The 24,313-nt window shown below is 45.1% G+C and carries 29 protein-coding genes; 20 read left to right on the plus strand and 9 right to left on the minus strand.

The features are described from left to right. Nucleotides 1-174, minus strand: a complete 174-nt coding sequence (locus HWN40_RS01415; RefSeq protein ID WP_176964083.1) for a hypothetical protein — start codon at nucleotides 172-174, stop codon at nucleotides 1-3. A 69-nt stretch (nucleotides 175-243) separates the two neighbouring features. On the opposite strand from HWN40_RS01415, the gene tgtA reads away from it, so the two are divergent. The 6 genes from tgtA to HWN40_RS01445 all read left to right on the plus strand — a co-directional run bounded on the left by tgtA (nucleotide 244) and on the right by HWN40_RS01445 (nucleotide 6,109). Beyond that, nucleotides 244-1,716 carry a tRNA guanosine(15) transglycosylase TgtA gene (gene tgtA, locus HWN40_RS01420; protein ID WP_176964084.1) on the plus strand — a complete coding sequence of 491 codons (1,473 nt, stop codon included), beginning with the start codon at nucleotides 244-246 and terminating at the stop codon, nucleotides 1,714-1,716. A gap of 215 nt (nucleotides 1,717-1,931) precedes the next feature. Then, complete coding sequence (locus HWN40_RS01425; protein WP_176964085.1) at nucleotides 1,932-3,194, plus strand: rhodanese-like domain-containing protein; 1,263 nt, start codon at nucleotides 1,932-1,934, stop codon at nucleotides 3,192-3,194. Next, nucleotides 3,191-4,153 (plus strand): L-histidine N(alpha)-methyltransferase, encoded by a 963-nt coding sequence (gene egtD, locus HWN40_RS01430; RefSeq protein WP_176964086.1) that lies wholly within the window; start codon nucleotides 3,191-3,193, stop codon nucleotides 4,151-4,153. Before HWN40_RS01425 ends, egtD begins: the two co-directional genes overlap by 4 nt. Continuing rightward, the gene (locus tag HWN40_RS01435) at nucleotides 4,150-5,331 is read left to right on the plus strand and encodes an aminotransferase class V-fold PLP-dependent enzyme (RefSeq protein ID WP_176964087.1); all 1,182 of its coding nucleotides are present in this window, start codon (nucleotides 4,150-4,152) and stop codon (nucleotides 5,329-5,331) included. Before egtD ends, HWN40_RS01435 begins: the two co-directional genes overlap by 4 nt. After that, the gene (locus HWN40_RS01440; protein ID WP_176964088.1) at nucleotides 5,328-5,735 is read left to right on the plus strand and encodes a SufE family protein; all 408 of its coding nucleotides are present in this window, start codon (nucleotides 5,328-5,330) and stop codon (nucleotides 5,733-5,735) included. The genes HWN40_RS01435 and HWN40_RS01440 overlap by 4 nt, the downstream gene beginning before the upstream one ends. 134 nt (nucleotides 5,736-5,869) lie before the next feature. Beyond that, nucleotides 5,870-6,109, plus strand: a complete 240-nt coding sequence (locus tag HWN40_RS01445; RefSeq protein ID WP_176964089.1) for a hypothetical protein — start codon at nucleotides 5,870-5,872, stop codon at nucleotides 6,107-6,109. A 128-nt stretch (nucleotides 6,110-6,237) separates the two neighbouring features. Here HWN40_RS01445 and HWN40_RS01450 read toward each other — a convergent pair whose 3' ends face one another. Together HWN40_RS01450 and HWN40_RS01455 are read right to left on the minus strand one after the other, a co-directional pair. Then, nucleotides 6,238-6,618, minus strand: a complete 381-nt coding sequence (locus tag HWN40_RS01450) for a DUF2283 domain-containing protein (protein WP_176964090.1) — start codon at nucleotides 6,616-6,618, stop codon at nucleotides 6,238-6,240. 1 nt (nucleotide 6,619) lies between these two features. Then, entirely contained in the window at nucleotides 6,620-6,931 is a 312-nt protein-coding gene (locus tag HWN40_RS01455; RefSeq protein ID WP_176964091.1) for a hypothetical protein, read from the minus strand. Between the two features lie 406 nt (nucleotides 6,932-7,337). Between HWN40_RS01455 and HWN40_RS01460 the strand changes: the two genes are divergently transcribed. The 4 genes from HWN40_RS01460 (at nucleotide 7,338) to HWN40_RS01475 (ending at nucleotide 12,336) form a co-directional block, all read left to right on the plus strand. Next, a complete protein-coding gene (locus HWN40_RS01460; RefSeq protein WP_176964092.1) occupies nucleotides 7,338-8,720 on the plus strand; it encodes an AlbA family DNA-binding domain-containing protein in 1,383 nt (460 codons plus the stop codon). A 292-nt stretch (nucleotides 8,721-9,012) separates the two neighbouring features. Next, entirely contained in the window at nucleotides 9,013-9,978 is a 966-nt protein-coding gene (locus HWN40_RS01465; protein ID WP_176964093.1) for a UbiA prenyltransferase family protein, read from the plus strand. A 53-nt stretch (nucleotides 9,979-10,031) separates the two neighbouring features. After that, complete coding sequence (locus HWN40_RS01470; RefSeq protein WP_176964094.1) at nucleotides 10,032-11,189, plus strand: NAD(P)/FAD-dependent oxidoreductase; 1,158 nt, start codon at nucleotides 10,032-10,034, stop codon at nucleotides 11,187-11,189. Nucleotide 11,190: 1 nt separating this feature from the next. Continuing rightward, nucleotides 11,191-12,336: a radical SAM/SPASM domain-containing protein gene (locus HWN40_RS01475; protein ID WP_176964095.1), complete on the plus strand. Its 1,146-nt coding sequence runs from the start codon at nucleotides 11,191-11,193 to the stop codon at nucleotides 12,334-12,336. Between the two features lie 435 nt (nucleotides 12,337-12,771). Here the strand turns inward: HWN40_RS01475 and HWN40_RS01480 are convergent, their stop codons facing one another. Both HWN40_RS01480 and serB read right to left on the minus strand, forming a co-directional pair. Beyond that, on the minus strand, nucleotides 12,772-13,632 hold the full coding sequence (locus tag HWN40_RS01480; RefSeq protein ID WP_176966226.1) for a coiled-coil protein: 861 nt from the start codon (nucleotides 13,630-13,632) through the stop codon (nucleotides 12,772-12,774). Nucleotides 13,633-13,701: 69 nt separating this feature from the next. Then, nucleotides 13,702-14,367, minus strand: a complete 666-nt coding sequence (gene serB, locus HWN40_RS01485) for a phosphoserine phosphatase SerB (protein ID WP_176964096.1) — start codon at nucleotides 14,365-14,367, stop codon at nucleotides 13,702-13,704. A gap of 243 nt (nucleotides 14,368-14,610) precedes the next feature. Between serB and HWN40_RS01490 the strand changes: the two genes are divergently transcribed. The 8 genes from HWN40_RS01490 (at nucleotide 14,611) to HWN40_RS13465 (ending at nucleotide 19,366) form a co-directional block, all read left to right on the plus strand. Continuing rightward, complete coding sequence (locus tag HWN40_RS01490; protein WP_176964097.1) at nucleotides 14,611-15,411, plus strand: PAS domain-containing protein; 801 nt, start codon at nucleotides 14,611-14,613, stop codon at nucleotides 15,409-15,411. Between the two features lie 14 nt (nucleotides 15,412-15,425). Beyond that, the gene (locus tag HWN40_RS01495) at nucleotides 15,426-15,791 is read left to right on the plus strand and encodes an STAS domain-containing protein (RefSeq protein WP_176964098.1); all 366 of its coding nucleotides are present in this window, start codon (nucleotides 15,426-15,428) and stop codon (nucleotides 15,789-15,791) included. Continuing rightward, on the plus strand, nucleotides 15,784-16,194 hold the full coding sequence (locus HWN40_RS01500) for an ATP-binding protein (RefSeq protein WP_218165477.1): 411 nt from the start codon (nucleotides 15,784-15,786) through the stop codon (nucleotides 16,192-16,194). Before HWN40_RS01495 ends, HWN40_RS01500 begins: the two co-directional genes overlap by 8 nt. Next, nucleotides 16,187-16,630 (plus strand): ATP-binding protein, encoded by a 444-nt coding sequence (locus tag HWN40_RS01505; RefSeq protein ID WP_176964099.1) that lies wholly within the window; start codon nucleotides 16,187-16,189, stop codon nucleotides 16,628-16,630. The genes HWN40_RS01500 and HWN40_RS01505 overlap by 8 nt, the downstream gene beginning before the upstream one ends. Then, the gene (locus HWN40_RS01510) at nucleotides 16,621-17,193 is read left to right on the plus strand and encodes a SpoIIE family protein phosphatase (protein ID WP_176964100.1); all 573 of its coding nucleotides are present in this window, start codon (nucleotides 16,621-16,623) and stop codon (nucleotides 17,191-17,193) included. Before HWN40_RS01505 ends, HWN40_RS01510 begins: the two co-directional genes overlap by 10 nt. Then, complete coding sequence (locus HWN40_RS01515) at nucleotides 17,193-18,215, plus strand: ATP-binding protein (RefSeq protein WP_176964101.1); 1,023 nt, start codon at nucleotides 17,193-17,195, stop codon at nucleotides 18,213-18,215. Before HWN40_RS01510 ends, HWN40_RS01515 begins: the two co-directional genes overlap by 1 nt. A gap of 109 nt (nucleotides 18,216-18,324) precedes the next feature. After that, entirely contained in the window at nucleotides 18,325-19,146 is an 822-nt protein-coding gene (locus tag HWN40_RS01520) for a F420-dependent methylenetetrahydromethanopterin dehydrogenase (protein ID WP_176964102.1), read from the plus strand. 31 nt (nucleotides 19,147-19,177) lie between these two features. Next, nucleotides 19,178-19,366, plus strand: a complete 189-nt coding sequence (locus HWN40_RS13465; RefSeq protein WP_218165478.1) for a hypothetical protein — start codon at nucleotides 19,178-19,180, stop codon at nucleotides 19,364-19,366. A 99-nt stretch (nucleotides 19,367-19,465) separates the two neighbouring features. On the opposite strand, the gene HWN40_RS01525 is transcribed toward HWN40_RS13465, so the two are convergent. After that, nucleotides 19,466-20,059, minus strand: a complete 594-nt coding sequence (locus HWN40_RS01525; protein WP_176964103.1) for a pyruvate kinase alpha/beta domain-containing protein — start codon at nucleotides 20,057-20,059, stop codon at nucleotides 19,466-19,468. A gap of 142 nt (nucleotides 20,060-20,201) precedes the next feature. Between HWN40_RS01525 and HWN40_RS01530 the strand changes: the two genes are divergently transcribed. Together HWN40_RS01530 and HWN40_RS01535 are read left to right on the plus strand one after the other, a co-directional pair. Continuing rightward, nucleotides 20,202-20,951 (plus strand): proteasome assembly chaperone family protein, encoded by a 750-nt coding sequence (locus tag HWN40_RS01530; RefSeq protein ID WP_176964104.1) that lies wholly within the window; start codon nucleotides 20,202-20,204, stop codon nucleotides 20,949-20,951. Between the two features lie 5 nt (nucleotides 20,952-20,956). Further along, nucleotides 20,957-21,346 (plus strand): DUF473 domain-containing protein, encoded by a 390-nt coding sequence (locus tag HWN40_RS01535; RefSeq protein WP_176964105.1) that lies wholly within the window; start codon nucleotides 20,957-20,959, stop codon nucleotides 21,344-21,346. Nucleotides 21,347-21,356: 10 nt separating this feature from the next. Here HWN40_RS01535 and HWN40_RS01540 read toward each other — a convergent pair whose 3' ends face one another. Genes HWN40_RS01540 through sepS form a run of 3 tightly spaced genes read right to left on the minus strand, consistent with a single transcriptional unit; the run spans nucleotide 21,357 to nucleotide 24,296 of the window. Then, the gene (locus HWN40_RS01540) at nucleotides 21,357-21,986 is read right to left on the minus strand and encodes a DUF169 domain-containing protein (RefSeq protein WP_246275948.1); all 630 of its coding nucleotides are present in this window, start codon (nucleotides 21,984-21,986) and stop codon (nucleotides 21,357-21,359) included. Continuing rightward, nucleotides 21,983-22,684: an endonuclease V gene (locus tag HWN40_RS01545; RefSeq protein WP_176964106.1), complete on the minus strand. Its 702-nt coding sequence runs from the start codon at nucleotides 22,682-22,684 to the stop codon at nucleotides 21,983-21,985. Before HWN40_RS01545 ends, HWN40_RS01540 begins: the two co-directional genes overlap by 4 nt. Continuing rightward, the gene (gene sepS, locus HWN40_RS01550) at nucleotides 22,677-24,296 is read right to left on the minus strand and encodes an O-phosphoserine--tRNA ligase (protein WP_176964107.1); all 1,620 of its coding nucleotides are present in this window, start codon (nucleotides 24,294-24,296) and stop codon (nucleotides 22,677-22,679) included. Before sepS ends, HWN40_RS01545 begins: the two co-directional genes overlap by 8 nt. Nucleotides 24,297-24,313: the final 17 nt, after the last annotated feature.

Below are 24,313 nucleotides of genomic sequence, written 5' to 3' on the forward strand. Positions count from 1 at the left end.
TTATTCAAAATTATCTCCAATTTTCAAATGTGTTGCATATATTTTAATGCTTCTATGCAAAGTTGACGGGCTGTATCCCACCTTTGAAAAGGCGGGGATTAGCCCTTCCTTATTCCTAAAGCTTTTCTTTGTATTAAGTTTATGTAGTAGTGATTCATAATCGTTTCTTTCCATTCTCATATGAGCTTAATTGTTTTTGTTTAAAGGAAGTTACATATATCTTCACCATTATCTACCCCCTACATGTCATCACGATTCGATATTATTCATAAAGATGCCGCAGGTCGTATCGGCAGGCTGAAAACACCGCATGGTGTAGTGGAAACGCCCACTGTTATGCCTGTCATCAATCCCAATCTCCAGACCATAAAACCGTCAGAGATGAAGGATTTCGGAGCAGAGATACTCATTACTAACTCATACATCATCTATCGTAAGGACGAGCTGCGTGAAAAAGCACTCAAGGACGGGTTGCATGCCCTTCTGGACTATGACGGTCCCATCATGACCGATTCTGGTTCTTTTCAGCTGTCAGTCTACGGCGAGGTCGAGGTCACGAATGAGATGATCATCGACTTCCAGCAGAAGATAGGTACGGATATCGGCGTTCCTCTTGATATTCCTACACCTCCTGATGTACATTTCAGGCGTGCAGAAGAAGAGCTTGAGATTACGATCGATCGTCTCAAGGAAGCGCGTGAGATGGTGAAAGGTGATGGCATGCTTCTTGCAGGTCCGGTGCAGGGCTCCCGGTATGCTGAACTCAGGGAAAGAAGTGCAAGAACCCTCTCAGAAATAGGCTTCGATGTGTATCCGTTCGGAGCTGTTGTTCCTCTTATGGAATCCTATCGCTACGCTGATCTGGTAGATGTAATAGCAGCTTCCAAGAAGGGACTTGATCCTACAGCCCCTGTACACTTATTTGGCGCAGGTCATCCCATGATGTTCGCACTGGCAGTTGCTATGGGTTGCGATCTATTTGACTCGGCAGCATATGCACTGTATGCAAAGGACAGGCGCTACATCACTTCAAGGGGCACATATCACGTTGACGGTCTGAAGTACCTGCCCTGTTCATGTCCGGTATGCATGAGCCATTCGGCAGATGAGTTGAAAAAGGCCCCTAACTGTACAGAACTGCTGGCAAGGCATAATCTCTATGTCACTTTCGAGGAAGTTCGTGAGGTCAGGCAGGCTATCTGGGAAGGCAATCTGCTGGAACTTGTGGAGCAGCGCTGCCGCTCCCACCCGCGTATGCTCGAAGCCCTAAAACAACTTTACAAATACTCCTCTTGGCTCGAGGAAGTGGATCCGGCATCCAAGTCCACCTTCTTCTACTGTGGTCCGGAGTCTGCAAAACGTCCTGAACTGCTGCGTTTTGGAAAACAGCTGGACAGGTTCACAATAAAAGGCTCTGCTCTTATAAGGGCAAATTCCGGTAAAACTGATAACCAGTATGATAATGTGCTGATGTTCAAACCACCTTTCGGTGCCTATCCGCAGGAACTTGCGGAAATCTATCCTCTGAATGCTGAAGTACTAAGGACACCTGACTATGAGTCTCTTGAGCAGGCTTATATGAACACCATCAGACTTGCCGAACTGAATCCCGAAGCAGAGTTTACTTTTATTATGCAGGAGAGGTTCGAACATCCCCTTGTAAAAGAACTGGAGGAAATGGATAACTTCACAGTGGTTCGTCTGGAAAGTGAGTAATTAATTTCCAATTCTTATTTTTTTAATCAGATGCTACAAGTCATATACGTCATAATCGATTAGGTGCAGCCTTGATCTTTCAGTTCTTATTCCGCTTCTACTTTCAATGGATGCTTTCCAACAGTTGTGTCGAGGAAAATATACTATTCTAATTATGATTTCAGTGTCATTAAACACTGAATAGCATATATAGCAATAGACCAAAGTAGTAGTGTATGAAAGAAATTACTACTGATGAATTATCTGATAACTTGCATAGATATAAGGTAATAGATATCAGGTCCGTTGACGCCTACAACGGATGGAAAGAGAGTGGAGAAGCAAACGGGGGACACATTAAGGGTGCAAAATCACTTCCATACAAATGGTCACACTATATTGACTGGATAGAGATCGTCAGAAACAAGGGGATAATACCGGAAGATTCCCTGCTGATCTATGGTTATAACAGGGATAACATCGAGGAAGTGGCAGAACTATTTGAAAAAGCTGGATATCCTGATGTAACTGTCTACAATTCATTTTTCGAATGGGCGGAAGAGGATCTGCCCATGGAGCAGCTTGAAAGGTACAGGCAACTGGTCTCTGCTGACTGGCTTAATGATCTTATCAGTGAGAATAAGGCTCCTGAGTATGACAACGATAAGTTCGTGATCTGCCATGTGCACTACAGGAACCCTTCTGATTATGATGAAGGGCATATTCCGGGAGCCATACCCATTGATACTAATTCCCTCGAATCCACGGAAACATGGAACCGTCGCTCTCCTGAAGAATTAAAGGAAGCACTGGAGAATGCAGGTATATCCCATGACACCACGGTTATTGTCTACGGAAGATTTTCGTATCCTAAGAACGAGGACCCTTTCCCGGGAAGCAGTGCAGGCCATCTGGGTGCGATGAGAGCTGCGTTCATCATGCTCTATGCTGGTGTAAATGATGTGCGTATACTCAATGGAGGTCTTCAGTCCTGGCTCGATGCAGGTTATGAGATATCAAAGGAGCCTGCGAAGAAAAGCAAAGTATCCTTTGGTATACACATTCCTCAAAAACCGGAACTTGCAGTCGATCTGGAGGAGGCCAGGGAGATTCTCGAAGCCTCTGACAAGAACCTTGTTTGCGTCAGAAGTTGGAGAGAGTACATAGGAGAGGTGAGCGGTTACAATTATATCGAGAAAAAAGGCCGCATCCCCGGAGCGCTTTTCGGAGACTGCGGTTCGGATGCCTATCACATGGAAAACTACAGGAGCCTGGACCATACCATGCGCGAGTATGGGGAGGTTGCGCAAAATTGGAAAAAGATCGGAATCACACCTGATAAGCGCAATGCGTTCTACTGCGGAACCGGCTGGAGAGGTAGTGAAGCCTTCTTTAACGCATGGCTTATGGGCTGGGATAGATCCGCAGTATTTGATGGCGGATGGTTTGAGTGGAGCAATAATGATCTTCCATTTGAAACGGGTGAGCCGGAAGAATGATTATAGAAGATTTCATGCCGGAGGTCGGAGAAACTTCGATCAGAGAAAAACTGGTATCCTGTCTGAAATCAAATCCAAAGACCCTTCCCAGTATGTTCTTCTACGACCATAAAGGGTCGGAGTTGTTTGAGAAGATAACACAACTTGAGGAATATTATCCTCCGAAGATCGAAATCCCTCTGCTCAGATCAACGGCAAGGACATTGAACGGAGAGCTTAATGAATGTGATATTGTAGAGCTTGGAAGCGGGGACTGTTCAAAGATCTCGGTGTTTTTGGATGAGGTTCCGGAAGAAACTCGCCGAAATGTCGTTTATTATCCTGTTGATGTTTCCCGCGAGGCTATAGAGAAATCTGCCGGTATCCTCCAAAAAAGATATCCTGAGATGGATGTCCACGGGATTCATGCTGATTTTCTCGAGCATATTGAAAAGATTCCTGGAAAGAGGAAGAGATTTTTCTGTTTTTTCGGAAGCACAATAGGCAATCTGACAGAAGATAAGGCCATGGAGTTTATGAGAAACCTGAACAGGATCATGAATAAGAATGACAGGCTTCTCCTTGGAATGGATATGGTGAAAGACGTCGATGTAATCGAGAAAGCCTACAACGACAGTCAGGGAATCACCGCAGAGTTCAACAGGAACATACTGAGAGTCACAAACAGTCATCTAGGAACGGATTTCGATCCTGATGACTTCGAGCATGTTGCGTTTTTTAATAAGGAACTGTCCAGGATCGAGATGCACCTGAGAGCAAAAAGGGATCTGGAAGTTAGAAGTCCCCTGCTGAATGAGAGATTCATCTTCAAGAAAGGTGAGACCATCCACACGGAAAACTCTCATAAGTATACTGTGGGCCATATCAGGAAGATGGCAAACGCCGCAGGGCTTTCCCTGGAAAATGTGTATACTGATGATAGGAAATGGTTCTCTCTTGCGGAGATGGTGAAACGATGAGTGATTTCAGGAAAGATTTCCCGATACTTGAAAAGGAGGTTTACGGGAAACGGCTGGTATATCTCGACAACGCAGCAACCAGCCAGAAACCGAATTCTGTGATAGATACCATATCCGACTATTACAGCTCAGATAACAGCAATATCCACAGGGGAGTTCATTACCTGAGCGAAATTTCAAGTGAAAAATACGAGAAATCGAGGGAAGAGGTAAGCAATTTCATCGGAGCCGGTGAGCCGGGAGAGGTGACATTCACCGCCGGGACGACCGATTCGATAAACCAGGTTGCATGCTCGCTTAAATCTATCTTGAAGGGTAACGAGGTATTGGTATCAGGTGTGGAGCATCACTCGAATATCGTGCCGTGGCAGCTTGCAGGAGCAACACTCAGGGAGATCCCAATGGATGAAGGTTGCAATCTGTTGCCGGATTCCATAGAGATTACGGATAAAACCAAACTGATAGCCATATCCCATGCATCGAATGTTCTTGGCTCTGTCAATCCGATCAAAGAGGTAGTCGAGATCGCAAAGGAACACGATATCCCTGTCCTTGTGGATGCGGCCCAGTCCATCCAGCATATGCCGATAGATGTGCAGGATATCGGCTGTGACTTCCTTGCAGCTTCGGGTCACAAGATGTATGCAGCTACCGGGGTAGGCGTGCTTTACACGAGCGAGCGCTTCGGTGATATCCTGCCTGCAAGAGGCGGTGGGGGCATGGTCGACAGGGTGACACTTGAAGAGACAACCTACCTGAAACCTCCATTAAGGTACGAGGCAGGCACGCCGCACATTGCAGGGGCAATAAGTATCGCTGCAGCAATCGATTACATGCAGGACATCGGCATGGATAAGATCAGAGAGCACGAGCATGAGGTGTATTCCTACGCAAGGAATAAGCTGCTGGAAACCGACGGTGTGACGGTTTACGGGAACACCAAAGAGATGTGCGGTTCAATCTCGTTCAACCTTGACGGAATCCATCACTACGACACGGGACTGATACTGGACAAAATGGGAATTGCCGTGAGGACCGGACACCACTGCGCCCAGCCGTTGATGAGAACCCTCGGAACTGAAGGCACGGTGAGAGCCAGTTTTGCGTTGTATAACACGAAAGAGGATGCCGACAGGCTGCTAGAAGGCATAGAAAAAGTAAGGATGATGTACGCATGAGAGATGCTGTTCAGGATGAGATCATAGGACAGTTCGACGGCCTCGAATGGCTTGACAAATACGGCCTGCTGATCTCATATGCAAAAGAGCTTGAGCCCATGGATAAAGAGTTCAGGACCGAGGAGAACTCCATAAGCGGATGCCAGTCCAAGGTCTGGATCAGGACTTACAGGGAGAACGGCAGGCTTATAATCGATCTCGATAGCGAGGCCATGATAACAAAAGGCATCATCTCACTTTTACTCAAGGTTGTGAACAACCGCCCTCCCCAGGAGATCCTGGATCTTGATTTGTATTTCATAGACGAGATAGGCCTGAAGTCCAATCTTTCGCCTGCAAGGGCTGATGGGCTGGCTTCGATCATCAGGAGGATCAGGGAGGTTGCTGAGCGGGAAATGAACTAGATACATTGCTCTGTTACCGGATATACGGTGAACAAAGATAATTAAAATACCCTTCAGGGATGCCAGTTACTCCATAAGTTGCCAAAAGGATTTTGAGTACCGGTTCCATACCTACCTTCAACGGTTGTGAAAACGTGAAAACTGAGAAAAAAGAGTACCTGGTACATAAGCAACTTTATGATGAAACCGTGAAAAGGAATAAAAAGATAACCATGGTGAACCTGCTGGTCTTCGGTATAGGCCTGACCCTGAAATATCTGGATAGGCCTGAAATCGGAGAGCATTTCATCTGGCTGGGTTTTGTCATCCTTGTATACACGTTCGGCTCCAACATGATGGCAAAACGTGAGATGCTGAAGCATAAGTCAAAATGAGAAGTTATTGATATTTTTTTATTCTGATGTCTGGTTCCATGAAGAGGCATATCTTAATGCTTTCAGGTTCGTAGAACTGAATTCTTAAGTGTGGTTTATTTTTGTTTATGTTGAATTGAGACCGGCGACTATGCAACTACAGCCAGAGACCCGGACCCCACAGGCAAATGCATGGAATTAAGTGCAGACGCTTCCACTACATGTGGTGTTGGCGCATTTCTTTTTAAAATGCTGAATGTAATCTCTACCTCGATGACATTTTCGGAAATATCAACAACCATGTCCAGTGACTTGTAGTTTCTCACGTCGTACCTGGAGACGCCGAGTCTGCTGGAAATATCGAGAATTTCAACACCCATGATTGAATCATCTTCAGCGATATCCAGAATGATCCCATCTAAATCAATTGATGCCTTGTACTTCATTTTACTGGAATATGCAAAGAAACTATCGTTTTCCATATCATAGTCTGTAGCATCGCCTTTTATACATATGGTTTTCAGACTCATTTTATCTCATCCGATTTCTGGAAAACTCTTTTAGACACGTTACCAACACAAGTTTTACTGGGTTCTTCTGCCTCAGGCTAAAGATGATACTAAGGTCGTATTCTTTACTATACTCGTACATGACTTTAAACTTTCCCGCAGACTGCTTTAAAATTCCAACCGGGGTATTTCCGTTTATGAACACATATATGTTCTCAAGACCCATGCGTAGACGAACCCGATCTCTTTCAATGAAATGCTCGGATTGCTCAATGTCTTCTATTTTGATCTCCGATAGAATCTTTCCAAAAGTATAGATGTCCATTTCATTCATGTCTGACGCAGTTCTCTTCCTTTAAGGTAATATTGTATCATGTATGCTTGTATGGACTATATAAAAAAGTTGTTATCCCCCGTTTTCTATGATTTTCTTTTAATCCTCTCTCGTGGAATTGAATCCTGAAGTGGAGTTTACTTTTGTTGTACAGGAGAGCTCGGGGAAAGGCTGGTTGAGAAGCTGGGAAGGTTGGGGAATTTGAGGGTTGAGGGAGATGGGGAGGATTAAGAAAGAAGATTCTTGCCATCAGCTATACAAAATGGAAGGAGATAGTATTCTCTAAAGGTACACTACACGAAGAAAAATGCTGAAGCACAAAAACCATTTAGTCTGGATACACATGTACAAGAAAGATTAGAAATATGGAGAGAATATTAAAATTGAAATAAGTCAGGAATCAAATATGTCATACAAAATCAAAAACGAGATATTGGTTGACTGTGATGAGTGTATACATTACATTAAAAACAAGATTAAGCAAAAAGAACATTTTTTTATAACTGAGTTTGCAGACACTTTTGAACAAAGTAGAGGAGAAATATTGGAATTTATTGTTAAATCTCTTTACGATTTGAAGGATAATTACAATTATCCAGATTTTAGTAGGCATACTGTAACTCAGGAATTAGTAGACCATGGTCAATTCAAAAAAGAAGAAATTGATGTAGTGTTTGAAAAATATTCTTATGATACTGATGACTATTCAGAAGAATTTATGTCTTTGAATGAAATCGATTTTGAAGATTATCTAAAAGCCACAGCGAATACTTCTGCTGATCCGTTTGGCGAATGGCCTTTTCCTAAAGAAACAAAATACAACTTTCCTTTTTCAGATTGTGATTATATAATGTATTTGGGTCTATGCAAAATGGATGTTGAATATTTAGAGTGTCCTGATTGTGGAAACAAAATTAGTAATTCTCCAATCAATGTCACATTAGGATATGATAAAAGTCTAGTATGTCCTTTTTGTATTAACCGTAGAGATAATGAATTTGATATTAAAGGGCTTTTAAAGCCCGGTTATCCCGTACACCACGGCACATGGCAAAGCCAAAATCCAGAGTTTTTGTTTAGTGGCACTGATTATTTTGCATTTGCACATCCAAAATGCAAAAAAAGCGAACGTGATGATGGCAAAGGTCCAATGTTTGTTAGTGGTCTTTGGATAGATTCTTGTGGTCGTGTTGTACTGAGCTTAGAATGCGTATATTGTGGTGCACGAAATGCTTTGAAACCTTTTACTAAGGAAAAACATGTTCCTATATTTGATGCATCTGGTGCAATATGGAAACGTATTGAATCTCCTATAAAAGAAGCAATTGAAAAAGGTGAAGGGAAAAGAATTGAATTTAAATCTTTTTTAGAATACAACCCATTTACACAAAAGACTGACTCCAAACAAATCGATAAAGTTATGCAGGGAATATGTGGTTTTCTTAATGCCGAGGGTGGAATTTTATTACTTGGAATTACTAACGATAAAAAGATTATCGGAATTGAGGATGAGTATCAAACCTATGGTCGAGATAAGAAAAATACTGATGGATTTCAGTTGAAGTTAGGTGATGTTATTTCAAATTGTATCGACAAAAATGTAATTAAATTTATTGAGATCGAGTTCAGCAAAATTGATGAGCATGATGTTTGTGGTATCATTATTAAAAAGTCGGATATTCCTCGTTATTTCAAAGAGAGATTTTTTGTTAGAGAAGCAGGAAGGACAGTAGAAAAAACAATGTCACAAGCTCACGAGTATATTAGGTCACATTGGCCAGACTACTAAAGAATTATATTCCTTTTTTTAATTTAGCTTTAATCAAATTAAAGTAATTTTTTATTAGAAGTTCTGTTTTTTTTTTTTAGTTGTATATATCCCCACACTTACTTGCGAAGGGTAAGATTTGAGCCATTGTCAATTCGTCCACTTACTTATTATAAAAAATAACCAATCCTCATACATGCAGGAGAGATGAGTGCATGACAAGTACACAAACTCTCGCCAAAATTTCCCGCCTCTCTCCAAAAGTAAATATACGATACTGAAAATTAGGAGGCTAGAACTTACTGGTGATAACGTGGTTTCCACTTCTGAATCAAAAACTAGGAATCCTTATGTCGAGCTTCTCAGGCCGGAGATTGCCGACATGGATCTTGCCCTTCCTGCTGCCAGTGCTTTGCTGGCGGCCTATCTTGCCACTGGAGGCTTCCCTCCGTTGATACCTTTCATAATCGCGGTGATCGGCGGTTACGCAGCGATCACGAGTTCCTATGTGTACAACGACTGCTGCGATATGGATATCGATAAGATCAACCTTCCCAACCGCCCGCTGGTATCCAATCGGCTCACGCGGGATCAGGCGCTCAAGTACGCGCTCTTCCTGTTCGTGGTTGCCGGTGCGGCTGCGCTTATACTCAACCCTGAGTCCTTTGTGGTGCTCCTGATAGCTGTCGGAACGATCAGCATCTATTCGGCCATAGCCAAAAGAGCCACATTCCTGAGCTTTGTGCCCGTGGGTATTGCATACGGTCTTGTTCCCATAGGTATCTGGCTTGCATTCGACTCTGCCGGAGTGCTCAACATACCCGGACTTTTCGGCGTAGTTCCTCACTATGGTGACATACTTCCTCTGCCTGCGGTCTTCCTGGGTCTGATGATGTGTTTCACCGACTGGGGATTCACACTCTCGGGCGTTGCCAGGGACGTTGAAGGGGACCGTGCACGCGGTGCTCCAACATTCCCGGTAACATTCGGAATTGAGGCAACCTCGAAGTTCGTAACCCTGATGTGGGTTGTAGGAGTCATCGCCTCCATTGCAATCGGACTAACAGCAGAGCTGGGTCCCATATATTTTGCAGGTGCACTGCTCGCAGGTGGCTGGATGCTCACACAATCATTTGATTTCATAAAGAACCCGCTACCTGAGCGCGGAGGAAAACTCTTCCTCCAGGGTTCAAGATACAGAGGTATCATGTTCGGTTCACTCATACTTGACGTAATACTCCTGGTACTTGTCCCGGCATATTCCGGCATACTCTGGTAAACGATAGCGATAATGGTTAAATTAAAAGAGGAAACCAGTCAAAGAGACTCAACATGGACGCGGATATCATTGTAATAGGGGCTTCCCCTGCGGGAGTCATGGCAGCAAGGAATGCTTCGAGCAAAGGCTGCAAGGTCATGCTCCTCGACAGGAAGGAAGCTGCAGGTGTACCAACCCACCCTGCGAACACCTTCTTCAAGGGAATGTTCGACCGTACAGGCGAGGAGGTCGACCAGAGCTATGTCATCAAGAACCTCAAGGGCGCCTACATAATAGCGCCCGGTGGCAGGAACGTTCTCTTCGAAGGAGAAGCCTATTTCCTCGACCGCAGAAAATTCGATGAATTCTACATCAAGCAGGCAGAAGATGCAGGCGCAGACGTTCGCTTCGGAATCGAGGTCCTCAACGTTCTCAGGTCCGAAGGCGGCTTTCTGCTAAGCACCTCCAAGGGTAAGATGAGATGCAAGCTGGTGATAGTCTCTGACGGCATCAACTCAAGGATTGGCGGCCTTCTCGGCATGAAGCCCATAAAGTACCCGGACGATATCGCCTGGTCCCTGGAAGCCGAGATCGAGGCAGACAGCATCGGTGAGCCTGATTATTTCGAATACTATGTGGGCAATCACGCACCCGGCTGGAAATCCACCTATTCCCCGTGTGGTGGCAACAGGGCTACCCTCGGGATGTACGTCCGCAGGCACGGCATGGATGTTTCCGATTTCTTTGATGACTGGCTTGAAAGGTTCAAGAGACTCAAGGGACTTGATGAAGTGAAGATCATCAGCAAGTCCACAGGTGGCGACCCCATAGCTGCAATTCCCGGTGATATCGTTGACGATGGTGTCATGATCGTGGGTGGTTCTGCTGCCCAGTCAGGTATCGGATACGGCATGCATGCAGGACAGATGTGCGGTGATGTTGCAGCCGATGCAATCGCAAAAGGCGATACCTCAAAGGGATTCCTCTCAGAATACAGGAAACGCTGGAATGATGAATACAGGACCGAGTACTATCTCGGAAGATTTGCCCTCGAGACTCTAAGAAAGATGTCCGATAATGAGATCAATGAGATGATGAAGGTCTTTGAAGGCGAGGACCTGAAGGTGCTTGGCGGAAGTCCTTTTAGCCAGGCAGTGCAGATATCGAAGATGATACTGAAAAATAATCCCTCTTCAATACTCTCTTACAGGGCTATCTTCAGGAACAAGTGAGATGAAGAACAAATATTACTTTTACAAAAATCCGTTTTTCAAAGTATATGCCCAGATCGAGAACGGCCTGGTAAAAATGAAGACATCAGGCATTGCATCTTCTGTCATGGGCTCATTTGTCTCCGATATGATGGAAATATTCGAAGGCACAAAGCCTTCAAAAGTCGAGAATGACCAACTGATCTACTCTACATGGATGCCTCCCATACCAAGCAAGGCCTTTGACAGGCTCGTATCAAGCCAGATGAGTGCAATGCGGGGCAAGTACATCCCGGAGCAGATCACGATATCAATCACCGAGGAGTGTCCCAACAGGTGCATTCACTGCGCACTCCCGGACACAAAGAACAAGGCAAAGCTCAGTCCCGATATTGTAAAGAGCATCATAGACCAGACACAGGATATGGGCACGACCCTAATTATCTTCGATGGCGGTGAACCCTTGCTCTATGATGGTCTTGAGAATCTTATTAGTTATGTGGACCAATCAAAGGCGATTCCCGGCCTTTTCACATCAGGTGTGGGTCTGACGCCCGAGCGTGCATCAAGCCTGAAAGCGTCGGGTCTTTCCATGCTCAGCATCAGCCTTGACAGTGCGAACGAAGCGGGTCATGATTTCATGCGCGGCAGGCCGGGCGTGTTCAATGAGGCCACAGCCGCAATAAAGAACGGTCTTGATGCCGGACTGCTGGTTGGCATTTACGTTGTCCTCTCTCCGCGCAATATCAATGAGCTGGATGATTTCTATGAACTTGCAAAAGACCTGGGCGTACATGAGCTGTCCTTTTACGAGATAGTTCCCACCGGCAGGTGGCAGGGTCACGAAAAGGAAGTCCTGTTTGCTGAAGACCTGAAAAAGTTCGATGATTTCGTGGAACGTACATCCTGTGCCGAGGGACCGCGTGTGTTCCCGATACCCCAGATCATCAGGAAAATGGGATGCTTTGCAGGCCGCAAATGGCTCCATGTGACTCCCGAAGGAGATGTCCTTCCCTGTGCATGCATGCCAAAACCCTATGGCAACATCCATGGTGAAACTCTGGAATCCATCTGGAAGAAGATATACAAGGATCCTGTTTTCAACTCAGGTCCGTGTCTTATGCGTGACAGCGAGTTCAGAAAGGTCCATCTCGGACTTGAAAAGTGATCCTTGCTGTGAATATTAAAGAACAACACTACCATCCGCCGCAGGCGGCACATTCCCTCGTTGCCGTACCAGTGACTATCGCAGGATTTCAATAATAAACTGCCGACCTTGACTTTGCAGTTGATAGATTTTTACTAAGCAGTGTTTCTACAAAGAGACCTCTACATAAGTCCTGCGGAAAAATATTCTAAAAGGCTGTCAGCGATTTCTTTCATCTTTTCGGGCTGTGTCGGCCTCGCCGGAATCCTCCGGATAATGTAAGTTATACATAATTTCTGACTATGCAAGCTGACAGAAAGAACAACAGAAAAAATCCAGTAATCAAAAATCCTGACTTCAAAATTGAAATCCGAAGTATTTCTACAAAGTCGGTAAAATAGTAATTAATAAAAAACAGTTGAAAAAAGGGTGAATAAATCACCCGATCTATTTTGATTATTTAAGGAAACCTGATCTCTGGAGAGCCATAAGGTTCTCTGTTGTAAGTTTGCCACCGGACTTGAACTTGTCGAAAATGTCCTCGGCATCCTTGCGAGCATCAGCTTTTGCAGCCTCTTTCCTGCCATCGACATCGCCTTTCTTGATCTTGCGGATCTCCTTATCGATGTCACGGATCTCCTTCTGAGCTGAAATGAAAAGCTTGTGCTGCTCGTCGGCGCTTTCCTGGAATTTTACAAATTCCTTGTGGGCAGCGTCGGAATCGGCACGGACTTTGTCCGCTTCCTTGAAAGTTGTGATCATCTTATCGTGATATTCCTGTGCCTGCTGGGCATACTCGGAAAGTACTTTGTGATGTTCTGAAGCCTCATCCCTTACCTTCTGGGCTTCGTTCAAAAGGTCCTTGAGTTCCTGATTGCTTTCAAGCTGTTCTTTCTTTGCAACATAGAGTTTCTGAAGTTCAGTGATCTTGTTGACAAGTTCTCTTTCCTTGTTTGTCGTAAGAACTTCGGTCTGCTGTGTGAATTCCAGTCTGTCGATCTCTTTGCGTATGTCCTTGATAGAAGGGCCACCAAGATTGTTCACATTGCGGATCTGGTCTATCTGTGCAAAGATCTCGTTTGCCTTTGAGTTGACCTCATCACGGAGTGTCTTGTATTCCTGTACCTTATCGTTGTTCTCGTCACGGAGCTTCTTGTAATCCTGTGCTTCGTTGATAAGGTCTTTGGTCTTCTTATTAAGTTCGTTACGCTTTGCAGCCAGAGAGCTTGCTTCTGCGTTGAGTTCGTTTCTCTTAGTCTTGTATTCTTCAGACTGCTTTTTAAGTTCAGTCTTCTTTTCGTTCAATTCTTTCAACATTTCCTTTTTATCCTCCCGATCCAGCAAAAGAGCTGGCATTTCATGCATTCCTAATGCACGATTCTGGCTTTACGGGTCCAGTGACTGGATCACTGGTATGACTGCTTCAAGATTCTTTTCTGTAATTACAACGTCTGCGTGCTCATGTAATATAGGTTTCGAATTAAAGGCTATGGCATATCTTGCTCTCTTGAAGATGCAGATATCATTTGCCCCGTCACCAATTACGATACACTCTTCAGGTTCTATTCCGTATTCACCGGATATCTCTTCCAGGACGAGTTCCTTAGAACCTTCTCCTGTCAGAGGTCCCGTGACCTCCCCTGTAATATGGTCGTTGTTTATCAGAAGTTCATTGGATACCACATGGTCCATGCCAAGTGCTTCACCCACACGGTCTGCCGCAAGTGTGAAACCTCCGGATATCATGGCTGTCCTGTATCCACGGGATTTTAAGTATTTGATCAGTTCCTTAGCGCCAGGCATAAAAGGCATCCTGTCCAGTGCTTCGTGTGCCTTTTCAATAGTCAGACCTTCAAGCAGACGCACTCTTTCGGTAAGAGCCTCAGAATAGTCGAGTTTTCCATGCATAGCCTGCTCGGTTATGGCGGCTACCTTATCTCCTACTCCTGCAGCTTCCGCAAGTTCGTCAATGGTCTCAGCATCTATAAGAGTGCTGTCCATATCAAAAACTACTAACTTGATCCTCGCTTCAGAATTGTCAGTATTACTCACTTGATCAAACCTAGATTTTAAATCCCGTCATGAAACAGTATTTAAGTGCCGAGATTGATGTGAAATAAGTCACATTGCTTTTAAGGTTTTCGGACAGATACTTTCAAACTAAGCCCTTTTTTTAAGCGCCTATTAAAAAAGATTGTCTATGATTTGTTTTTATATCTGTAATTATTATATATTGTGAAATATTATTATCTTGAATTGTGCTGTTCAATGACGTTTCTAACTAGGAGGCTTTAGATGGTTAACGAAAAACTAAGTTCCGATAATCTGAAAAATGTGGATATTGCAAAGGATGTACTCGATCAGCTTCCATGTATGGTAATGGCCGTTGATCTTGATTTTAATATACTGTTCTTAAACGACACCGGGTGCGAATGGATGGGGGACGATTTTGAAAATGTCGAGGGTAAGAAGTGTTATGACCTGGTGAAGTCAGCCCATTGCAGAACCGATAACTGTCGCATCAAGCAGGCAATGAATAATGACAGGAAGTATGTATGGAGAAATGAGATCACAACCGGTGGTAAGACCTTCCCGATCGAATACACTGCGGCACCTCTGAAAGACAAGGACGGTAATATTGTGGGCGGAGTCGAGTACGTCATTGATATTTCCGAGAGGGTGGAGATCGAGAAAGAAGTTCAGGAACACAGCCGGACTATCATGGAGCTTTCCACTCCGGTTATCAAACTCTGGGACGGTATTGTCATACTTCCTCTTGTAGGGGTGATCGACACCATGCGTGCCCAGCAGATCATTGAGAATCTCCTGTCATCCATAGTTGAGAACGAAGCCACCGTGGCGATACTCGATGTGACCGGTGTTCCGATGATCGACACAAGCGTTGCACAGCATATTCTCAAGACTGTCAGTGCGGGCAAGATGCTTGGAGCTGAAATAATCATAACCGGTTTCAGTCCCAATGTTGCCCAGACTCTTGTAACCCTCGGGGTTGACCTGAGCGATATTATCACCTGTGGCTCGTTAAAAGATGGTGTATCAAAAGCCTTCACGCTTGTGGGAAGAAAACTTGTGTAAGCAGAGGTGATTATGTGGAAATTCCAATACTGAAATTGAAAAATATTCTTCTCACCTCGATACAGAGTGATATGAACGATGATGACGCACTGAAATACCAGTCCGATGTCATGTCAACTCTGGAGAAAAGCGGTGCTAAAGGCCTTATCATAGACATCACGGCAATGGATATCATGGACTCTTTCATGGCCCGCGTCATCAATGAGACCGCAAGAATGGCACGCCTTATGGGTGCAAGGGTCGTCCTCTGTGGCATGCAACCAATGGTTGCGCTGACACTGGTTGAAATGGGGCGTGAGCTGATCGGTGTGGATACCGCACTGAATCTTGACAAAGGTTTTGACAAACTGATAAAAATGATCAACGAAGGGGTTGATTGAGATAAGTGAGACTAGTATTGATCTTCGGAATGAAGATGACATCCTCATAGCCAGGCAGACTGCAAGGAAAGAAATGGCTGACATAGGCTTTGGTTCTGCTGATCAGACACGTATGGCCACAGCGATCTCCGAGCTGACAAGAAATGTGATCAAATATGCGGGAGAAGGTGTATGTCATATTGTTACGGGAGCTTCTTCTTCAGAGATACACATTAAAGTAGAGATCGAGGATTACGGGCCGGGCATTGTTGATGTGGACAAGGCTATGGAAGATGGCTATACAACTGGTGGCGGATTGGGTGCAGGCCTTCCCGGTGCAAAGAGGCTTGTTAATGATTTTCAGATAGAGTCGCAACCCGGATTGACAAAGATAAATCTGGAAATGAGTCGTCCCAATGTCTGATATCCCTGCTTCCGGGTCTGCCGGAGAAAATCTTGAGGCAAGAGTGGAGGTAACAAGGATCGCTCACGTGGCAAATGTTCAGACCAAAGTGCGGGCAATCACAAGGATACTTGGTTTTCCTGAACTGTACATATTCAGGGCGGCAATTTCAGCATCCGAACTTGCCTCAAATCTTGTGTATCACACTACAGCAGGTGGTACCATAAGTATCAGGGGGATCAGGAAAAAGGGATGCATCGGGATTGAGATCATTTCAGACGACTCGGGTCCGGGGATAAAGGATGTGAATATGGCTTTGCAGGATGGCTATTCAACGGGACCGGGCCTTGGATCTGGTCTTCCTGCTGTTGAAAGGTTGATGGATGAACTGGAAATTCTGGTAACAGACGATTTCAAAACATGTATTAGAAGCAGGTTGTGGTATTTTTGCGAATAGCAATGGAATCACGTTCGTTCAATGGAGACGTACATTGTGGGGACCAGTGTGACTGGTGGCTTGAAGATAATATTCTGACCCTATGTATGATCGACGGACTGGGTCATGGAAAACATGCAGAAGAAGCTGCAAAAGCGGCTCTGGGTTATGTGTCCTCCCATCTCGGCGAATCTCTGGATACTCTCTTCTCGGGATGTGACAGGGCTATAAAACAAACAAGAGGTGTTGCCATGGGTATTGTCCGTGTGGACCTGAATGAGTATAACCTTGAGTACGGAGGTATCGGGAACACTCGTGCTATGATCTACGGGGAAAACGGATCTCACTTTTCTTCAAGCTGGGGTATCGTGGGAGGCGGTTTCAGGCATTTGCATATCGAAAGAACACAGTTATCCCCTGATAATCTCCTTCTCATGTGGACAGATGGTATACCTGAAAGTCTCAAAATTTCGGGATATGATAGGTATCTGCTTCAGGATGAACAGGAACTGGCCAGAGCAATACTCGGAGATCATGGTCGTATGACAGATGATGCGACTATACTTGTGTATATGACAGGGTGATGGATATTACAAAAACGGAATTCAATGACAGGTATTATGAGATTTTAAAGGGTTATGTCGAGACCCATGAAGAAATATATCTTATGAGATCTGAAGATCTGGGTTATGAACTGGTAAAATTCAACATTCCTCCGGAAGATATCATCGAGTTGCATGAAACCGCAGTTTCAAGATTGACCGCCGAACTTGCTCCCAAAAGAATGATAGAGTCAGTAGGTTTTCTTTCAACACCTCTGGTAGAAGTGATGATGGCATATGGACTTGCCTTCAGGCAATGGATCGAGGACCTGGAAAAGAGCAAGCAGGAACTTATGGTATATGCAGAGGAACTGCAGCACTCAAACCAGTTAAAAGAACTGTTTGCAGATATCCTACGCCATGATCTGTTAAACCCTGCATCTCTGATCAACGGCTTTGTCGGCATTTTGCTTGAACTGGAGGACGATGAAAAGAAGAGGTCCTTGCTTTCCAATATTGAAAAAAGTAATATTAACCTGATCAATATTATTGAACAGGCAGCAGAATTCGCCAAACTGGATTCAGTGACCGGACTGGATTTTTCAGAGCATGATCTCGGAGTGATCCTCACTAATATTGTAGATGAGTTCATACCGGAATTCGAAAAAAGAGAAATGACCATATCTCTGGAAACAGAAGGCAGCTATCCTGTATTGGTACACCCTACGATAAAACAGGTCTTTGCAAATCTTGTATCCAATGCGATCAAGTACAGCCCCGAGGGAAGCCATGTGGGAATTTCCATTTCCGATTCAGATGATCAATGGAAGGCATGTGTAAAGGACCAGGGAAGTGGCATTCCCGAGGAGGACCGTGAACTTATCTTTACACGTTTTTCAAGGCTGGATAAAGCTAAAAAGGGAAGTATCAAGGGTACAGGCCTTGGTCTTGCAATTGTTCATAAGATCGTAACTCTTCACAACGGCAGTGTCGGTGTGGATAGTAATTTTCCTGAAGAGGGCAGCACCTTCTGGGTCAGGCTCGATAAAGCTCAGGCAAATTAATTGAAAAATTTCCTGCTTTGTCCTGTATCCGCTAATCCTGAATACAGGGACCTGTATTATTCCAAAAGTAATATATGCTACTCCGAACATTGCACTACTGTGATTTTACATGGCAAAGATTGGATTCATTAAATTAGGTAACCTTGGTATGAGCCAGGTTATTGATCTGGTACAGGACGAAATCGCAGCAAGAGAAGGAATCACTGTTCGTGTTTTCGGAACCGGTCCAAAAATGGGCAAGGATGAGGCAGCTGCAACAGAGGAGCTTAAAAAATTCGATGCTGACTTCTACGTTATGATCAGTCCGAACTCAAGCGCACCAGGCCCGACCGCAGCACGCGAACTCTACAAGGACGTTCCATGCATCGTGATCTCAGACGGTCCTACCAAGAAGGACGACCGTGCAGCCCTTGAGGAAGCAGGATTCGGTTACATTATCATGACCGTTGACCCGCTTATCGGTGCAAAGACAGAATTCCTCGACCCAGTAGAGATGGCATCATTCAACTCAGATGCAATGAAGGTCCTTTCAACCTGCGGTGTTGTAAGGCTCATTCAGGAAGAACTCGACAAGGTCGCAGCAATGGCAGACGAAGGTAAGGAACTTGAACTTCCACACATCCTCGCAAAGCCAGAGAAGTGCATCGAGAGAGCAGGATTCAACAACCCATACGCAAAGGCAAAGGGTCTTGCAGCACTCCACATGGCCGACATGGTCGCAAAGATCAACTTCCCTGCATGCTTCATGATGAAGGAGATCGAGCAGGTCGCACTCACAACTGCAGCAGGTCACGAGATGATGCGCGCAGCAGCACAGATGGCAATCGAGGCAAGGGAAATCGAGAAGGCAAACGACAGTGTCTTCAGGCAGCCACACTCCAAGAAGGGCAAGCTGCTGACAAAGACAACCCTCTACGAGAAGCCACAGTAAAGTACCACCAGGTACTTTTCTTTACTTTTTTATGGATGCATTAACAGTCCTGATAATTGCAGTTGTAGTTTTTACCGTATTTGTTCTATTGACTGCCTATGCTCTTAAAATGGCTGTTCTCATGGGCAGAGAGGCCCGATCAAGAACGAATTCCGTGAATAACAAATCACGATCTGAGCAAGAAAACTCTGATGAGGATGATCCTTTTTCTTCTAAGTAGCCCATCAGAAGCTAGGAAAATAGTTTAAAAGGATTCCAGTGAGCCTGCATCAAACAATGCATAGCTCTACTGAAAACGCTATTATTGAAAATGATCTGTTTATTTAGGTTCTTCCTTTGCCCTTGGCATTGCAATGATCTCCCTGACCTGAATGCCGAAGAAATCGAATGAGTGTGCGGGTCTCAGTACCACAGAAACGTCAGCTCCCCAGCGTGTTCCGCCTATTGCAATTATCTCTGTGTCCTTTGATACCGGAATGTGTCCTGAGTCCGCTGCCATTATAGCACTTTCGATGGCAACCTTGAAACCTTTGCCAAACACGGCGCGCAGGGTGTCAGAGATCACATCTATGCGACTGGCACCACCAATGCGCTTTGATATGGCACGCTCCACACCAGAGAACATATGTGACTGGGTTGTCATTACAACTCCAAGCTCGTTGAGCTTCTTAAGTTTCTCCTCATCAACTTCCCACTTGCCGCTCTCTTTCAGGCCGTACTGGTGTGTGATGGCAATGATCTTCACATCCTGGTCCCTGAAGGCTTCAGCAGCCTTTAAGGCTGTCTCTCCGCTTGTGCTGGCCAGTACCACATATTTGATACCAAGCTCAGCAGCTCTTTCTGCAGATAGTTTTAGAAGCTCTTCTGTGTTCTCGGGTCCTACATCATCAAAATATGTTATTGATTTCTCCATCTTATCACCTTAAATTATGAACATATGATTGCTTTGTTTATCTGATATAAGTTATTTGTAAGTACAAACGATGCTCTTATCTATGTGGCAGATGTATATCTGTATCAGGGAGTTGACTTAGTTACTTTTGAAAGGTGATTTTGTGTCAGAAACAAATTATGACGATAACGATGTAAAGATAATCACAAGTGAAATAAAGTCTGAGAACCCTGTTATTATAGAAGGCTTTCCGGGGATTGGGCTGGTTGGTAATATCGCAAGTCAGCAGATAATAGACGAGCTGGAGATGGAGTACATAGGTTCTATGGACTCACGACATTTCCCTCCGATAGCCGTTCTCTATGAAGGGCTTATCAATATGCCTGTAAGGATCTATGAAAGTGTTGAGAACAACATCATTATGGTGGTTTCCGACATTCCTGTAAATCCGGTAGTGGCATATGATATCAGCAGGGCCTTCCTTGACTGGGCTCAATCCATCAACGTCAAGGAGATAGTTTCCCTTGCGGGAATCGCTACCATGAGTGAGGATCACCAGGTTTTCGGTGCGGCGACAAATGATGAGATGCTTGAGAAGATCAAGGATAAGGTGGAACTGTTCAAGATGGGAACAATATCCGGTATATCCGGAAGTATCATGTCCGAATGTCTTGTGCGTCACATATCTGCCATAAGTCTGCTTGGTTCGACCAGGAGCCAGAATCCTGACCCAAGGGCCGCGGCAGTCGTGATAGATGTGTTAAATGTTCTCTATGATCTTGATGTAGATACCGAAAGTCTGATAGAGCAGGCTGAGAAGATCGAGATAGAGATGCAAAGGCTTGCCGAGGATATCAGGACAAGCGAACAGCAGCCACCAGGTCCGAGAAAGGAATTCCCGATGTATGGGTGATAACAATGGAATACGTTGCATTAACCGGTTTATCTGAACGTGTAATTGCAGAGCTCAAACAGAACCGATTGCTTACCATTGAGATCCGAAGCCCGCATAATTTCTTTGCGGCAATGGATCTTAAGGTGGGTGAATTCCTCTTCCTCACACGTACCAGTGCTGATGATCTCACAGGCGGTACGACCGGTATAGTGGCAAGGTTGCTCAAACATCAGGTGGTTACCCAGAGGGTCATGCAAAGCGGCGATATGTACTATGAGGAACGTGAGATGACAACTCTGAGGCTGCAACTGGATCCCAGGTGCATAGCACGTATACGCAAGGTGCTGAGCAATAAGATCGGCGCGGTCTCAAAGGTCGATGCCGAGGAAATTCCTCTGTACAATGCACAGTAAAGTAGATCTATCAATCAAATGTCTCAGGGCTTTTCTCAAGCCCCTCTTCTATTTTTTCTATTATTTTGCCACTTATGCCAAGTGGGATCTCCGTATCTCTGTAATGGCTGTGTTTTCTGGATCCTTTGCAGCCAAAGGATAAGCCAAGTCCCTCGGTCAGAGGTCGTGTAGTACAATCCCCGCATATGGATGCTGCACCGATGCTACTGATATCAGGTGCTCTCCCGAAATGGTATGCATATGCCTGTATGATTCGCATCGCTTTTTCAGGTCTGAGGTATAGTACAAGCACATCAGGGATACTTTCACTTGAAGACAAAGGCTCGATTCGTATCGATCTGTAGTTCTTCCTGATACTGGGAAGCGATTCCACAGCCTTTCCTGCGGTTTCCTGATCCCTGTATCTTCCTGATCTCAAATAGTAGTCTGCAGGGCTTTTAGACGTTCTCCCAAGTACATAATCCCCTGCACTGCATCGCTGGTCTTTCATATGAAATGATTCTCCGTATCTGGCCTTATGTACAAGCTCGCAGTACAGTTGATCGGAAGAGTCTCCCTTTTCATTTTCAAAGGTAATGCAGACCGGTCCGCCCTCATCCATAAGTGACACTATATTTGGTATTTCAAGCGTTTTTTTCATTCAGGATTCTCCGTTTTTCGTTTAAGTTCCTCTCTGATCTCTCCCGCATGGTTGTGTGCAAGCCTGGTGGGCTCCGGAAGCTTGTATCCTTTAAGGCAATGTTGTACCACTTCAAGACTACTGTCCATGGATGCCTTGTTCCCGGGAGCTATGATTATCGGATTGCTTCTCTTATTGGATTTCAGCACCCAGCCGATCTGCTCCCCGTCTTCCATAAGCTTATGATGCTCTCCCGGAACCGTGGGCATTTCAGCATGACCGCAGAGTATCTTTTTGGAAACTCCGATAGTCGGGACATCCATAACTGCACCGAAATAAGCCGCCATGCCGGCTCTGATGGGGTGGTTGATGCCACAGGAATCAAATATTGTAATGTCCGGAAGTCTGGATGCCTTTAAAAAAGCAGAGACAATACCACAACCTTCCCTGAAGTTCAGGTATGTGGGTATGTAGGGAAGTCCGACTTCCCTTACAACATGTCTTTTTTCGATAACTTCCATGCTTTCGTAGTCGAGAACTATCATTGCACAGATGATCCTGTTGTCAAGGTACGAACAGTCCATACCTGCAACAGTCTCGATCTTATCAAAGCCGTCTTCCAGTTTTATCTTTTTGACAGCTTCGTGTTGTATTTCCCTTAGTTCTTTCAGACTTCGTTTTTGCGGATCGAACCACTCACGCAGTCTGTCCTTATTCAATCGTTGCCCTCACTGTTGTAAAGACCGGTCCACGGATATCGATCTTCTTCTTCTTGCCGGTGATGTAACGGTTTGCAAGAGGTTCCAGGCATATGTTGATCTCGGACGGGACCTTGACAATACGCACCCTTGTCTCAACCTCACTCTCGCCGTTTGCAACAGCTTCCTCTATGTCCCTGGCAGCCTTTGATGCAAAGGAATCAAGGAAACGCACACCTGTTCTGGCGGAGTGGTTCTCCATAGCCTTTTTCCATTTCTTGTTATCGGGTACGCCAAGGATGTCATTCTCGAACACAACGACTTCGTTGAATACTGCAGGTCCGCAGAGTTTGGTGTTCTCTTCGGGTTCGATAACACTGACCTTAACTGTTTTCTCCCCGACCTTACCTTCCCAGGCTGTGAACTCACAGGGACTTGGTGTGGAGCCGTTCTCCTCACACGTGGCAACGATGGCTTCAGCTATGTCCATACCTGCTGCGGTGTCGGGCACGTCTTCCACATAGATCATCTTTGCAAGCTCATCATCCGACATATTCCACTCGGTATATTGTGCGATCTGTGGATATATCAGTGAACGGATATCAGTTGCATTGTACAGTATCATAGCAAGCCTCTCGACTCCAAGTCCGAGATTCATAACGGGACAGGATATGCCATACTGTGCAAGGGCTGTGGGTGAATATATTCCAAAGGTCGCGATTTCCACCCAGCCGTCGGAGTACTTTGTCTTGGAACCCACAAGTTGCGGGTGATATGCGAATACCTCGATTTGTGTATCAGGCACGTAGTACTTGCTGCGTTTCTCATCCGGCCTGAACATGAACTTCTCGAAACCAAACTGTGATAATAAACTCTGGGCCACAGCCTTTCCATGATCCACTGTCACATCCTCATCCATGATCACACAGGATGCGGAGTAATATGTCATCAGACGTGCAGCATCCTCTTCCTGTTCTCTCCTGAAACAGCGATCAATGGAGAAAAGGTTGAACGGAGGTCTTGAACGCTCCTGAAGTGATGAGAGGCTGATGAACCATCCCGAGGTCATATGGCTTCTGAGTGTCCTTTTTGTGGATTGTGGTACCAGTTCCTTGAATTCAGGGAATACCTGGTCGATCATTTCAACCACAAGTGCGTCGGATACATTGATCGCAGAGGAGATTTCCGGGATAAGGTCGTCTCCTTCCACATCCCCTTTCTTGTAGGAGTGCAGTATCTTCCTGATGACCTCGATATCCTCGTCACTGACGTCCCCGAGAATACATTTTATATCACTTATGCACTCATCGGAGATACCGACATTAGGACGCGGCAGGCCGGCAAGGTAATAACACCTGTCAAGGACTGCAAGGGCCTCATGCCCGAACTGCTTGTGGACTTCCCTCTCATCTACTATGAGGGGATTCATCATCTCTTCAAAGCCCATGCGCAAATAGGCCTGGCGCAGCCTTGAGATCGTCTCGTATATGGGATGTGGCTTTCCGTAGTTGAGGGAAAGGTGAGGGTACTGTTCGTTCAGTCCTGTTTTTTTAACGAACTCTTTTCCCGCATTCCATGTACTGTCAAAATCTTCACTGGCTTTTTTCTTAATTTCCTCAGGATCGAATCTCATAAACAGTCCTCTTAAAG

Source organism: Methanolobus zinderi, assembly GCF_013388255.1.
Taxonomy (GTDB): Archaea; Halobacteriota; Methanosarcinia; order Methanosarcinales; family Methanosarcinaceae; genus Methanolobus; species Methanolobus zinderi.

Bases quoted from the DNA above. Each gene is read 5' to 3' on its own strand.
- HWN40_RS01415 (WP_176964083.1), bottom strand. From the start codon at position 174: ATGGAAAGAAACGATTATGAATCACTACTACATAAACTTAATACAAAG.
- tgtA (WP_176964084.1), top strand. From the start codon at position 244: ATGTCATCACGATTCGATATTATTCATAAAGATGCCGCAGGTCGTATC.
- HWN40_RS01425 (WP_176964085.1), top strand. From the start codon at position 1,932: ATGAAAGAAATTACTACTGATGAATTATCTGATAACTTGCATAGATAT.
- egtD (WP_176964086.1), top strand. From the start codon at position 3,191: ATGATTATAGAAGATTTCATGCCGGAGGTCGGAGAAACTTCGATCAGA.
- HWN40_RS01435 (WP_176964087.1), top strand. From the start codon at position 4,150: ATGAGTGATTTCAGGAAAGATTTCCCGATACTTGAAAAGGAGGTTTAC.
- HWN40_RS01440 (WP_176964088.1), top strand. From the start codon at position 5,328: ATGAGAGATGCTGTTCAGGATGAGATCATAGGACAGTTCGACGGCCTC.
- HWN40_RS01450 (WP_176964090.1), bottom strand. From the start codon at position 6,618: ATGAGTCTGAAAACCATATGTATAAAAGGCGATGCTACAGACTATGAT.
- HWN40_RS01455 (WP_176964091.1), bottom strand. From the start codon at position 6,931: ATGAATGAAATGGACATCTATACTTTTGGAAAGATTCTATCGGAGATC.
- HWN40_RS01460 (WP_176964092.1), top strand. From the start codon at position 7,338: ATGTCATACAAAATCAAAAACGAGATATTGGTTGACTGTGATGAGTGT.
- HWN40_RS01470 (WP_176964094.1), top strand. From the start codon at position 10,032: ATGGACGCGGATATCATTGTAATAGGGGCTTCCCCTGCGGGAGTCATG.
- HWN40_RS01475 (WP_176964095.1), top strand. From the start codon at position 11,191: ATGAAGAACAAATATTACTTTTACAAAAATCCGTTTTTCAAAGTATAT.
- HWN40_RS01480 (WP_176966226.1), bottom strand. From the start codon at position 13,632: ATGTTGAAAGAATTGAACGAAAAGAAGACTGAACTTAAAAAGCAGTCT.
- HWN40_RS01490 (WP_176964097.1), top strand. From the start codon at position 14,611: ATGGTTAACGAAAAACTAAGTTCCGATAATCTGAAAAATGTGGATATT.
- HWN40_RS01505 (WP_176964099.1), top strand. From the start codon at position 16,187: ATGTCTGATATCCCTGCTTCCGGGTCTGCCGGAGAAAATCTTGAGGCA.
- HWN40_RS01515 (WP_176964101.1), top strand. From the start codon at position 17,193: ATGGATATTACAAAAACGGAATTCAATGACAGGTATTATGAGATTTTA.
- HWN40_RS01520 (WP_176964102.1), top strand. From the start codon at position 18,325: ATGGCAAAGATTGGATTCATTAAATTAGGTAACCTTGGTATGAGCCAG.
- HWN40_RS13465 (WP_218165478.1), top strand. From the start codon at position 19,178: ATGGATGCATTAACAGTCCTGATAATTGCAGTTGTAGTTTTTACCGTA.
- HWN40_RS01525 (WP_176964103.1), bottom strand. From the start codon at position 20,059: ATGGAGAAATCAATAACATATTTTGATGATGTAGGACCCGAGAACACA.
- HWN40_RS01535 (WP_176964105.1), top strand. From the start codon at position 20,957: ATGGAATACGTTGCATTAACCGGTTTATCTGAACGTGTAATTGCAGAG.
- HWN40_RS01540 (WP_246275948.1), bottom strand. From the start codon at position 21,986: ATGAAAAAAACGCTTGAAATACCAAATATAGTGTCACTTATGGATGAG.
- sepS (WP_176964107.1), bottom strand. From the start codon at position 24,296: ATGAGATTCGATCCTGAGGAAATTAAGAAAAAAGCCAGTGAAGATTTT.